Genomic DNA, 11,867 nt, shown 5'->3' with positions numbered 1-11,867 from the left:
AATCAGCCGTGACTGTTGGCAACCCATCAAAGCAACGGCGAGTTCATTCGCAAATAGAACTGGTCTCGAGCCAGCCTGACACAGCCCTCACCCCAACCCTCTCCCAGAGGGAGAGGGAGCAGCCTGTGCCAATCGGACAGCTTCTGCTTTTCCTGTGGGGGCGATTTCAATCGCGAAGCAGGACGCAGTCCTGCCCTTCATTCGCCAGCAAGCTGGCTCCTACAGGCTCAGAGCATTTCCAGCGGACGCTTGCGCCGTGGCGGCGGGAAGCTGTGGTCGATCAGGGCGAGATCATCGTCGCTGAGCCGGAGCTTATGGGCTTCGGCGTTCTGCTTCAGGTGCAGCGGGTCGACGGCCTTGGGAATGGCAATCACGCCGTCCTGGCGCAAGGCCCAGGCGAGGGCCACCTGGGCGGTGCTGGCCTGGTGGCGACGCGCGACCTCCTGCATCGCCGCATTGCGCAGCAGCTTGCCGCCCTGCCCTACCGGGCAGTAGGCCATGAGCGGCATGCCCTGTTGTTGCTGGTAGGGCAGCAGGTCGAACTCGATTCCGCGCGCCTCGGGGTTGTACAGCACCTGATTGGCGGCGCAACCGGCGGGTAGCTCGTTGAGGTCGTCAAGGTCGAGGTTGGAAACGCCCCAGCGCGCGATCTTGCCCTGTTCGCGCAGGCGCTCGAAGGCTTCCACGGTTTCCTCCAGCGGGTGCTCGCCACGCCAGTGCAGCAGGTAAAGGTCGAGATGGTCGGTGCCCAGGCGCTTGAGGCTTTGCTCGCACGCCAGGGCGGTACCACGGCGGCTGGCGTTCCACGGGTAGACCTTGCTGACCAGGAAGACCTGATCGCGCAGGCCGTCGATGGCTTCGCCTACCACTTCCTCGGCACCGCCTTCGGCGTACATCTCGGCGGTATCGATCAGGCGAAGACCCAGCTCCAGCCCCTGGCGCAGCGCCGCGACTTCGCGCTTGCGCTCACTGCGGTTCTCGCCCATGTGCCAGGTGCCCTGGCCGATGGCGGGCACCCGGGTGCCGTCTGGGAAGGTGATGCTTTGCATGGCGTATTCCTCGGAAATTCCGTTCAGTCGGGATTGCCGGCAGCTGGGGCGCGATCTTCCGGCAATGGGCCGAGCGGCTCAAGCCCAGGGATCGTACGAACCAATGCTCCACAGGTGGCCTTCCGGGTCGCGGCAGGTAAAGCTTCGTCCGCCGTAATCCTCGTCCTTCAGCGGCAGCACGATGGTGGCGCCGGCGGCCACGGCGCGGGCGTGCACACCATCGACGTCGGCCACCACCAGATAGATGCTCTGGGTGCCAAGCCCGCCGGTTTCATCGGGCTGACGCATGAGGCGGCCGTAATCGGTGTCGCGCACGGAGCCGAGCATGATCATGCCGTCGCCAAGGCTTAGCTGGGCATGGGAGATGCTGCCGTCCTGCTCGGGCACCACCAGATGCTCGACGAAGCCGAAGGTGTGGCAGAGCCAGCCGATGGCGGCGGGCGCGTCGCGGTAACGCAGGCAGGGAATGGCAGCTGAACCGGCCATGGCGATGATCTCCAGAAAAAGTGGATGGATTCAGCCTAGTCGCTTCCGGCAATCCGCTGTCGCCAAAAAGCATCGGGCCCGCACATGGCGGGCCCGATGGTGGAGCGACGAAAATCAGGCAGCGGCGCCGATCGGCTCTTCCGACTTGGCGGGAGCCAGGTTGAGCGCCTTGTACAGCACCACCAGCAGCACCAGGAAGGCCGGCCCCACGTAAAGCGCGACGCGGGTATCGGGGAAGTAGGCCATCAGGCCGACCACCAGCACCAGGAAGGCCATGGCCAGGTAGGAGCTGAGCGGGAACAGCCACATGCGGTACTGCAGCTTGCCCTGCTCGGCGGGGGTGAGGCTGCGGCGGAACTTCAGCTGCGCCAGCAGGATCATCGCCCAGGTCCAGATGGCTCCGAAGGTGGCGATGGAGGTCACCCAGACGAACACTTTCTCCGGCACCAGGTAGTTGGCCAGCACACCCAGCAGCAGTGCAGCGCCGGACACCAGCAGCGCGCGACGCGGCACACCGTTGGAGGTGACGGCGAAGGCGCGCGGCGCCTGGCCTTGCTGGGCCAGGCTGTAGAGCATGCGGCCGGTGCTGAAGATGCCACCGTTGCAGGACGACAGCGCAGCGGTGATCACCACGAAGTTGATGATGCCGGCAGCGGTCTTGATGCCCAGGCTCTCGAAGGTCATCACGAAGGGGCTGCCCTGGGTGCCGATCTCATTCCACGGATAGATGGAGAGGATCACGAACAGCGCCCCGACATAGAACAGCAGGATGCGCCAGAACACCGAGCCGATGGCCTGGGGAATGGTCTTCTGCGGGTTCTTCGCTTCACCGGCGGTGAGTCCGATCATTTCCACGCCGAGGTAGGCGAACATCACCATCTGCAGCGACATCAGCACGCCCTGCACGCCGTTGGGCATGAAGCCGCCGTGTTCCCAGAGGTTGGAGATACCGGTGGCGATGCCCTCGTTGCCGAGGCCGAAGACAATCATCCCGGTGCCGGCGACCACCATGGCGACGATGGTGACGATCTTGATCAGGGCGAACCAGAACTCGAACTCACCGAAAGCGCGCACGGCGATCAGGTTGATGCCGCCCATACTGATCAATGCCGCCAGGGCCCATATCCAGCGCGGCACCTCGGGGAACCAGACGCCCATATAAATAGCCACGGCGGTGATTTCCGCCACGCAGGTCACCAGCCAGAGGAACCAGTAGTTCCAACCGGTCAGGAAACCGGCCAGCGGGCCGAGGTAATCCTGGGCATAGCGACTGAAGGAGCCCGCCACGGGGTTATGCACAGCCATCTCGCCGAGGGCGCGCATGATCACCAGGATGGCGAGCCCGCCAATGATGTAGGACAGCATGATGGCCGGACCGGCCATCTGGATCGCCTTGGCCGAACCCAGGAACAGGCCGACGCCAATGCAGGCGCCCAAAGCCATCAGGCGGATATGACGCTCACCGAGGTCTCGGTGCAGCGATTCATGTTGTGGCTGATGATCAGCTACGGACATGGGGTGGTACCTCATCTTGTAGTTGTCGAGGAGTCAGCCGCGTAGCCGAGAAGCCGGGTCGTGGTAACGACCCTTGGCCGCCTGGAAGTGCCGTCCTTGTGGGGCGGAACGGTCCGGCGGGCGCAGACGCGTCCGAGATCGGCGGCGAGTCTTGCACAAAGACGAGGCAACGTCATGCCTACTTTTGGTGCGCTGAAGTACCGTTAGAACGGGTGGGGGACGCTCTCTTTCGCGACCCGCCCCATGGGTTTCGCAAGCTCAACCCTTCCTACTTTTTCGACTTTTCATATTCGTAGGACGGGTTGAGGAACGATCCCCATCGCGAGGGACCGCAAAACCCCGTCAGTGGCCAAGTGCCGGCTTCGCTGCGACTTTCTCGCGCTGGACGTGTCCAACTTGAAACGTTGGCGCGCCAGCTGTTGTCGAGTTGCATCCGATTGTCGCCTGTCATTGATTCGCTCCCGTTTTTGCCGCAACTCCACCATGCAGCCAGCCGACGACCTACTAACATTGCAATCAAGAGCGGTGACAGGCCAGGCCGGTGGACTATGGGCGCAATATGGCAATCCGACGAAACCAGGAACGAGGTACCCCCAGGTAGTCTCAATGACTCCGGCATTCCGCCGGAAAAGCCGCCACGCCGCAGGCACCGTCTCCTGTTCTGGAGCATTTTCCTGGTGACCAGCGGTATCGTCGCTGCTGCCGCCACTCATGAAATGCAGACGTCGCGCTTTCAGGCGCGAGAACTCAGCCGCTACGCCGCGACGCTGAGCTACAAGCTGGAAGATGGCCCGAGCAAGGCAATCCGCTATCCCGGCGACGGCCCCTTCGACCGCCGCCTGGGCTATGCCTCCCTGCCGGAGATGCTCGAACGCCTGGAAAAACGTGGCTATGCGATTGAGCAGCAGACGCGCTTCTCGCCGGCATTGATCAACTACGCCGACCGTGGGCTGTTCCCGCCCTACCGGGAAAAGAGCCAGGCCGGCATCAGCATCTGCGACTGCCGTGGCCTGCCCTTCTATCAGTTCAGTTATCCACAACAGCGCTACCCGGATTTCGCCAGCATCCCCCCGCTTCTGGTCAGCAGCCTGCTGTTCATCGAAAACCGCAAATTGCTGGATCAGGAGACGCCGTTGGCCAACCCGGCGGTGGACTGGCCGCGCTTCTCCAAGGCGGCACTGACCCAGGTGGGCAAGGCCATCGACCTGGACGGCCAGTCGGCGGGCGGCAGTACGCTGGCCACCCAACTGGAGAAATACCGTCATTCGCCGTACGGCCGCACCGCCTCGGCCTCGGAAAAGATTCGCCAGATGGTCTCCGCCAGCGTGCGCGCGTACCAGGGCGGCCCGGAAACCCTTGCCGCCCGCGAACGCATCGTCATGGACTATCTCAACAGCGTGCCGCTCTCGGCCGCGCCGGGGCACGGTGAGGTACACGGCGTCGCCGATGGGCTGCGCGTCTGGTACGGCGCCGACTTCAATCGGGTCAACCAGATACTGGGGAACAAGGACAGCGACCTGGCCGAACGCGGCCTGGCCATGCGCCAGGTGCTCTCGCTGTTCATCGCCCAGCGCCGTCCTTCCTATTACCTCTCCAGCGCCCATGAAGAGCTGAACACCCTGACCGACAGCCATATCCGCGTGCTGGCTGGCGCAGGGATCATCGACACGCCACTACGCGATGCCGCCCTGTCGGCCAGGCTGCGCTTCCGCAACTGGGTGGAGGAACCGGCGCTCCAGGCCGTGGAAGCGAACAAGGGCATCAGCGTCACCCGCAGCCGCCTCTCGAGCATGCTCAAGATGCCGCTCTACGACCTCGACCGCCTCGACCTCACCGCCAACAGCACCTTGCAGAGCGAATTGCAGAACGCCGTGACCGACTACCTGCGCCATTTGGCCGACCCGGCCTTCGCCGAGCAGGTCGGACTGTACGGCGAACGCCTGCTGTCCCCGGAGAAAACCCGCGAAGTACGCTACAGCTTCACCCTCTTCGAGCGCACCCCCTCGGGCAACCGCGTGCGCGTGCAGACCGACAACACCGACCAGCCCTTCGACATCAACGAAGGCAGCAAGCTGGAACTGGGCTCCACCGCCAAGCTGCGGGTGCTCGCCACCTACCTGGAAAACATCGCCACCCTGCACCAGCGCTACGCCGGCCTGCCAGTGGCGGAGCTGCGCAAGGTTCCGGTCGACCCGCTGGACTTCATCACCAAGTGGGCCATCGACTACCTGATCATCACCAAGGACCGCAACCTCGACGCCATGCTCCAGGCGGCCCTCGACCGCAAGTATTCCGCCAGCCCCTATGAAGCCTTCTTCACCGGCGGCGGGCTGCACACCTTCAACAACTTCCGCAAGGAAGACAACGATCGTCGTCCCACCCTGCGCGACGCCCTGCGCGAATCCATCAACCTGCCGTTCGTGCGTCTGATGCGCGACATCGTGCGGCACGATATGTACCGCCCCGACGGCGGCAAGATGCAGCTCCTGTCCGACGACAAGGACCCGCGCCGCCAGGGCTACCTGGACCTGTTCGTGTCCCGTGAGAGCCAGACCTATCTGCGCCGTTTCTGGAACAAGTACCAGGGCAAGGATGCGGAGCAACGCATGTCGACCTTCCTCGACGGCCTCAACCCCTGGGGCGCGCGGATGGCCGCCATTCACCGCTACCTGCAACCCCAGGCCGACCTCGCCACCTTCGCCGCGTTCATGCGCGAGCGGGTGCCCAAGGCCAACCCGGCGCTGACCGACAAGCGCGTGGAAGACCTCTACAAACGCTACGGTCCCGGCGCCTTCGACCTCAACGACCAGGGCTACGTGGCCCGCGTGCACCCACTGGAGCTCTGGCTGCTCGGCTACCTGCAGGCGCACCCGCAGGCAACCTATCGGGAGGCCGTGGAGGCCAGTGGCGACGAACGTCGCGAAGTCTACGGCTGGCTGTTCAAATCCAAGCGCAAATACGCTCGCGACAAGCGCATCCGCATCATGCTGGAGGTGGAAGCCTTCCTCGACATCCACGAACACTGGAAGTCCCTGGGCTACCCCTTCGATCACCTGGTCCCTTCGCTCGCCACCGCGCTGGGCAGCTCCGGCGACCGCCCGGCCGCCCTCGCCGAACTCATGGGCATCATCCTCAACGACGGTGTGCGCCAATCCACCCTGCGCATCGAGCAGCTGCACTTCGCCGCCGACACCCCTTACGAAACCCTGGTGGGCCAGCAGACCAGCGAGGGCAAACGGGTGATGACCTCGGAAGTCGCCGCGACCCTGCGCGATGCGCTTTCCAAAGTGGTGGAAGGCGGCACCGCCCGACGCTTGCAAGGCAGCTTCACATTGCCGGACGGCCAGCCGCTGGTCATGGGCGGCAAGACCGGCACCGGCGACAACCGCATCCAGACCGTGACGCGCTGGGGCACGGTGAAGAGTTCCAAGGCGATGAACCGCACCGCGACCTTCGTCTTCTATCTGGGCCCGCGCCACTTCGGCACCCTCACCGCCTTCGTCGAAGGCAGCCAGGCCGACAAGTTCAGCTTCACCTCCGCCCTGCCCGTGCAGGTCCTCAAGGGCATGGCGCCGATACTGCAGCCCTATCTCGCCCCCGGCCTGAACACCCAGTGCCAGGACCTGGCGCCGGCCGTGCAGGTGAGCAGGCGGTAGCTACCAAACGGGACGCAGTCCCGTCGTAGGTTGGCGCCAAGCGCAGCGCGGCCCAACGTAGGTGCTCAATGAAACCCCGATGCGTTGGGCTTCGCTTCGCTCTGACGGAGCGCCGCCCGCACCAACCTACCGGAGCCCGGCCACTCCCGCGACGATCAGCACCACCGACACCAGCTTCGTCGGCGTCAACGCTTCTCCCAGCAAGAGGAATCCCAGCAGCACCGTGCCCAGGGTGCCGATGGCCGTCCAGATGGGATAGGCGATGCTCACCGGCAGCACGCGCATGGCCAGGGTCAGGAACCAGATCCCGGCCACCGCGGCCACCACCACCAACACGCTGGGCCAGGGCCGGGTGAAACCTTCGGCGTACTTCATGCCCATGGCGAAGAGCACTTCGAAGAACGCCGCTACCAGCAGGAATATCCAGGCCATGGCCGCCTCCTCAGAAGGTTTCCGCGAGGTCTGCCAGGGTCCGCTCGGCGCGTTGGTAGGACTGCTCGAACGCCTCGCCACCGAACTCGTCGTTCTCCACCGCCACCACCGTGACGTCGGTGATGCCGATGTAACCCAGCACCGTGCGCAGGTAGGCGTCGGCATGGTTCATGTGGGCGTTGGCGCCACCGGGACCATAGCCGTGGTCGCCTCGGGTGGTGATGATCAGCGCCTTGCGTCCCAGCACCAGCGGGGTATAGGGATTGCCCGGCTTGTCCGGGTCGAAGTCGAAGGTACGGCGAATCCGCACGATCTGGTCGACCCAGGCCTTGACCCCGCTGGGCACGCCGAAGTTGTACATGGGCGCGGATATCACCAGGCGGTCCGCCGAGAACAGCTCGTCCACCAGCAGGTCGCTCACCGCCAGGTCCGCCTTCATCACCTCGGTGCGCGCCTCGGGCTCCGGATGGAAGGCGGCGGCGATCCAGCCTTCGGTAACGGCGGGAATGGCCACCCGCCCCACTTCGCGGCGCAGCACCTGGGCGTGTTCCTGCCGCGCCTGCCAGGCCTTGAGGAAGGACTCCTGCAAACGACGGGAATGGGAACGCTCGCCACGCGGGCTACCTTGCACGGAAAGAATGCTACTCATCTCAATCTCCTTGATGGCTGTGCTTCCAGAAGCACATGAATTGGCGGAAACTCAGGCGCCAAGCTAGTTATGCCAGCCATTTCGGACAAATGAGGATTAGTTCATTTGGATGAATTGGATTCACCCATGGAGCTTTTCATGTTTTCCAGCCTGCCCCTGACTGCCTTGCGCACCTTCGAATCCGCCGCGCGCCTTTCCAGCTTCAAGGCCGCCGCCGAAGAGCTCGCGGTGACGCCCACGGCCGTGTCGCACCAGATCCGCGGCCTGGAGAGCTGGCTTGGAGTGCCACTGTTCGACCGTCTACCCCGCAGCGTGCGCCTGACGGCTTGCGGCCAGCGTCTGTTCGGCAGCCTCCATGGCGCCCTGCTGGAGGTCACCCAGACCCTCGACCAGCTACGCCCGCAACGCAGCAGCGGCAATCTGACCCTGTCCACCACGCCGGCCTTCGCCGCGCTCTGGCTGATCCCCCGGCTCGGCCGGTTCTACGCCGAGCACCCGGAAGTAAGCGTGCGCCTGGATACCAGCAACAGCCTGATCGACCTGCACCAGGACGCCAGTGTCGACTTCGTGATCCGCTACGGCATGGGCGATTACCCCAACCTGCACAGCCAGTGCCTGCTGGACGAATGCTTCGGCGTCTATGGATCGCCCGCTCTGGTGGCCGGACTCGGCAACGAAGTGCCGACGCTGATCACGGTGCGCTGGCGCAACGCCCTGCTCTACGAGCTGGGCTGGAAGGCATGGTGCCAGGCGGCTGGAGCGGAACACCTGCTGGCTAGCGCACCGCAGCGGGAATACGACGAAGAACACTACGCCCTGCAGGCTGCCATCGCAGGCCAGGGTCTGGTGCTGGCCAGCTCGATTCTGGTTTCGGAAAGCCTGGCCAGCGGCCTGCTGGTGCCCTTCCGGCCGGAAGTCAGCGTGGCCGGCGCGGGCTACTCGACCCTGTGCGTGCCGGGCCGCGAACGGCACCCGCCGGTGAAGGCCTTCTTCGACTGGTTGAGTCGGGAGGTGGGGTAGTAGCCAGTAATTCGTCACCCCTTTTTGTAGGAGCGAATTCATTCGCGAAGGAGCGCGAAGCGTTCCCATCGGTTTCATTGCCGGAGTCCAGCAATCGCGAATGAATTCGCTCCCACAAGGAAAAATTCGAAGCCCATTCGAACAAAATAACGAACACAAACACCGCCGCGACAAGCCGTCACAGCCGTTAAATTGCCTTTCACCCTCAACATCGCTAATATTGTGTTCATTATGTTGAACACCCTGCTTCACCCCTTCCACTTCGCCCGCCTCGCTTCCCGCGAGCGCCACTGGACCGGCGACCTGTAGCCCCCTCCCCTCTCCTCATTACCGTGGAAGCGTCGGGCGCACCCCGATATTCCAGGGTCAGGATTTCCTGCAAACACGTCGTTCGCCTCCGGGCGGAGGGCTCTGCATGCCCATGGGAGGGCACCATGCGTTCCTGGTTCTATCTTTTGGCCGCGATTCTTTTTGAAGTCGTCGGCACCACTTCGATGAAGTTCGCCGCCGAGCACGCCCCCGTGTTCGGCTACCTGCTGATGTACGGCCTGATCGGCCTGTCGTATTTCTTCCTGTCGCTGGCAATCAAGCGGGTGCCGGTCGGCGTGGCGTACGCCCTCTGGGAAGGTATTGGCATCGTGCTGATCACTCTCGTCAGTGTGACCTGGCTGGGCGAGAGCATCGGCCTGTACAAAGCACTCGGCCTGACGGTGATGATCGCCGGCATCCTGCTGATCAAATCCGGTACCCGTGCCGCACCCTCGGCTCGCGGCCAGGAGGTGCTGGCATGAACGGCGTGACCTGGATTCACTTCGCCTGGCTCGGCGCCGCCATCGCCCTGGAGGTGCTGGCCAACGTGTTGCTGAAGTATTCCGACGGCTTCCGCCGTCGTTTGCTGGGGGGTGCGGCGATTCTCTGCATCCTGATGGCCTTCACCGCACTGGCGCAGGCCGTACGTGGTATCGACCTGTCACTGGCCTATGCCATCTGGGGCGGTTTCGGCATCCTCGCCACCGTCGCGGTGGGCTGGACGCTGTTCGGCCAGCGCCTGGCGGGCCGTGGTTGGCTCGGATTGGGATTGCTGCTGGTGGGGATGGGGTTGTTGAAGCTGGCGTGAAGGTCGGGATGTAGGGTGGACCTCTCGGCGATACGTGGCCACGCTCGTTGGGTTTCGTTCCTCTACCCAACCTACGTCATTGTCCGGCCACTTCGTCCGCCAAAAATTACGGGCAAAAAAAGGGGCGACCATCTGGTCGCCCGCCCAATCATTCCGGGAGAGGAATGTCAGAAACGCTTGTGTCCGCATCACGCAAGATTCAGACAGGACCCTTTTTACGCTCCGATACCTCACCGGACCATTGAACGATGGTCTAACTCTCGTCCTTGCCCAATCCGTGCAACTTCAGTTTGTTGGCGATGGTGGTGTGGGAAACCCCGAGCCGCTTGCCCAGTTGGCGGCTGCTCGGATGCTCGGCGTAGAGCCGCTCCAGCACCGCCTTTTCGAAGCGGCCGATGATCACGTCCAGCCCGCCGTCCAGTGAGAAGTCGCCCAAGGGCTGCGGCGCGCCGTAGTCCGGCAGGCGGATATGTTCGGGACGGACGGTACCGCCGTCGCACAGCGAAACCGCCTGGAACAGCACGTTCTCCAGTTGCCGCACATTACCCGGCCAGTGGTAGTGGCCAAGCTTATCCAGCACCTGCGGCGCCAGTTTCGGCAGGCTGCAGCCGATCTGCCGGCTGGCCGAATCGAGGAAATGCTCCACCAGCGGCGGCAGGCCGTCCAGGCACTCGCGCAATGGCGGGATGTGCAGCGACAGGACGTTGAGTCGGTGGTAGAGGTCCTGGCGGAATTCGCCCTTGGCGCAGAGTTCGGACAGGTCCACCTGGGTGGCGCAGATCACCCGTACGTCGAGGTAAACCTCTTCATCGCTGCCCACCCGGCGGAAGCAGCCGTCCTGCAGGAAGCGCAGCAGTTTGGCCTGCAGGCGAGGACTCATCTCGCCAACGCCATCGAGGAACAGCGTGCCGCCAGCAGTGAGTTCCAGCAGGCCCAGCTTACCCTCAGGGCGGGCACCCTCGAAGGCGCCGGGGCCGTAGCCGAAGAGTTCGGTCTCGGCCATGGATTCGGGCAGGCCGGCACAGTTCAGCGCCATGAACGGCGACTGCCCGCGTGGGCTGGCCAGGTGGCAGGCGCGGGCCAGCAGCTCCTTACCGGTTCCGGTTTCGCCCTCGATCAGCAGCGGCGCGTCCAGCGGCGCCATGCGCCGGGCTTCACGGACCACCGCGGCCATCACCCTGGAACTCTGGAAGATGCTGTCGAAGCCTCGCAGCTCATGCTTGCGCACGTTGTAGATGCGCTCGCCAACCCGGTCAGCGCGATGCAATGTCAGCACCGCGCCAGCCAGGGCTTCGCTTTCATCGTGCTCGGACTGCAACGGCGCGATATCGGCGAGGAAGGTGTCGCCCTTGACCTTGATGCGCAGCCCATTGATCCGGGCCTTGTTGGCGCGCACCAGCTCCGGCAGGTCGAAGTCCTCGACATAACGCGACAGCGGGATTCCCGGCACCTCGTCCACACGCACGCCAAGCAGTTGGGCCGCCGCGCGGTTGGCTGCGACTATGGAGCCGCCCATATCGATGGACAGCACCGGGAAATCCAGCGCGCCCAGCAACGCGTTCAGCTCCAGATGGCGGCGCTCGCTGGGCATCAGTCCCACGCGCTTGACGCCGAACACGCCCGGAATGGCTTCGAGCTTCGGCCGCAGCGACTGCAGCTGCAGGTTGATCATGTTCGGACAGAGCAGGTAGATGGCGTTGCCCTGGTCGCCGCCGACTTCACCGCGATTGACGTTGATGCCGTAATCGACGAGCAGGTTGAGGATGTCGCGGAGGATTCCCACGCGGTTCTGGCAATGGACTTTGATACGCATCAGGCACCCCTGGGTCGGGTTTTTCCGTGGGTGATCGACGAAAGAATCCGTTCTCGACCCAACTTTTCCGTCAAGAATATGTGACATATCGCCGCTCCGACAAGGCGATATCTGGCCTCCCCGCCGCCAC

The 11,867-nt window shown here is 64.0% G+C and carries 10 protein-coding genes; 4 read left to right on the top strand and 6 right to left on the bottom strand.

Annotated features, from left to right (window positions below):
- Positions 1–227: 227 nt before the first annotated feature.
- The 3 genes from E8E95_RS15485 to E8E95_RS15475 form a co-directional block, all read right to left on the bottom strand.
- Complete coding sequence (locus E8E95_RS15485) at positions 228–1,049, bottom strand: aldo/keto reductase (RefSeq protein ID WP_280351587.1); 822 nt, start codon at positions 1,047–1,049, stop codon at positions 228–230.
- 78 nt (positions 1,050–1,127) lie between these two features.
- Entirely contained in the window at positions 1,128–1,535 is a 408-nt protein-coding gene (locus E8E95_RS15480; RefSeq protein WP_179060826.1) for a VOC family protein, read from the bottom strand.
- 114 nt (positions 1,536–1,649) lie between these two features.
- Positions 1,650–3,050 (bottom strand): amino acid permease, encoded by a 1,401-nt coding sequence (locus tag E8E95_RS15475; RefSeq protein ID WP_280351584.1) that lies wholly within the window; start codon positions 3,048–3,050, stop codon positions 1,650–1,652.
- Positions 3,051–3,598: 548 nt separating this feature from the next.
- On the opposite strand from E8E95_RS15475, the gene E8E95_RS15470 reads away from it, so the two are divergent.
- Positions 3,599–6,706, top strand: a complete 3,108-nt coding sequence (locus E8E95_RS15470) for a transglycosylase domain-containing protein (protein WP_280351582.1) — start codon at positions 3,599–3,601, stop codon at positions 6,704–6,706.
- 126 nt (positions 6,707–6,832) lie between these two features.
- Here the strand turns inward: E8E95_RS15470 and E8E95_RS15465 are convergent, their stop codons facing one another.
- On the bottom strand, positions 6,833–7,138 hold the full coding sequence (locus E8E95_RS15465) for a multidrug efflux SMR transporter (RefSeq protein WP_280351580.1): 306 nt from the start codon (positions 7,136–7,138) through the stop codon (positions 6,833–6,835).
- A 10-nt stretch (positions 7,139–7,148) separates the two neighbouring features.
- A complete protein-coding gene (locus E8E95_RS15460) occupies positions 7,149–7,787 on the bottom strand; it encodes an NAD(P)H-dependent oxidoreductase (protein WP_280351578.1) in 639 nt (212 codons plus the stop codon).
- Positions 7,788–7,925: 138 nt separating this feature from the next.
- Between E8E95_RS15460 and E8E95_RS15455 the strand changes: the two genes are divergently transcribed.
- The 3 genes from E8E95_RS15455 (at position 7,926) to mdtI (ending at position 9,924) form a co-directional block, all read left to right on the top strand.
- On the top strand, positions 7,926–8,807 hold the full coding sequence (locus E8E95_RS15455) for a LysR substrate-binding domain-containing protein (RefSeq protein WP_280351576.1): 882 nt from the start codon (positions 7,926–7,928) through the stop codon (positions 8,805–8,807).
- A 434-nt stretch (positions 8,808–9,241) separates the two neighbouring features.
- Positions 9,242–9,598, top strand: a complete 357-nt coding sequence (locus E8E95_RS15450) for an SMR family transporter (protein WP_280351574.1) — start codon at positions 9,242–9,244, stop codon at positions 9,596–9,598.
- Entirely contained in the window at positions 9,595–9,924 is a 330-nt protein-coding gene (gene mdtI / locus E8E95_RS15445) for a multidrug/spermidine efflux SMR transporter subunit MdtI (RefSeq protein ID WP_179060833.1), read from the top strand. Before E8E95_RS15450 ends, mdtI begins: the two co-directional genes overlap by 4 nt.
- A 253-nt stretch (positions 9,925–10,177) precedes the next feature.
- Here the strand turns inward: mdtI and E8E95_RS15440 are convergent, their stop codons facing one another.
- On the bottom strand, positions 10,178–11,737 hold the full coding sequence (locus E8E95_RS15440; protein ID WP_280351571.1) for a sigma-54-dependent transcriptional regulator: 1,560 nt from the start codon (positions 11,735–11,737) through the stop codon (positions 10,178–10,180).
- Positions 11,738–11,867: the final 130 nt, after the last annotated feature.

The sequence above is a fragment of the Pseudomonas sp. BN414 genome, from assembly GCF_029871275.1.
Taxonomy (GTDB): Bacteria; Pseudomonadota; Gammaproteobacteria; order Pseudomonadales; family Pseudomonadaceae; genus Metapseudomonas; species Metapseudomonas resinovorans_C.
The sequence above is the reverse complement of the archived record's forward strand: the minus strand, read 5'-3'. Positions and strand labels throughout refer to the sequence as shown.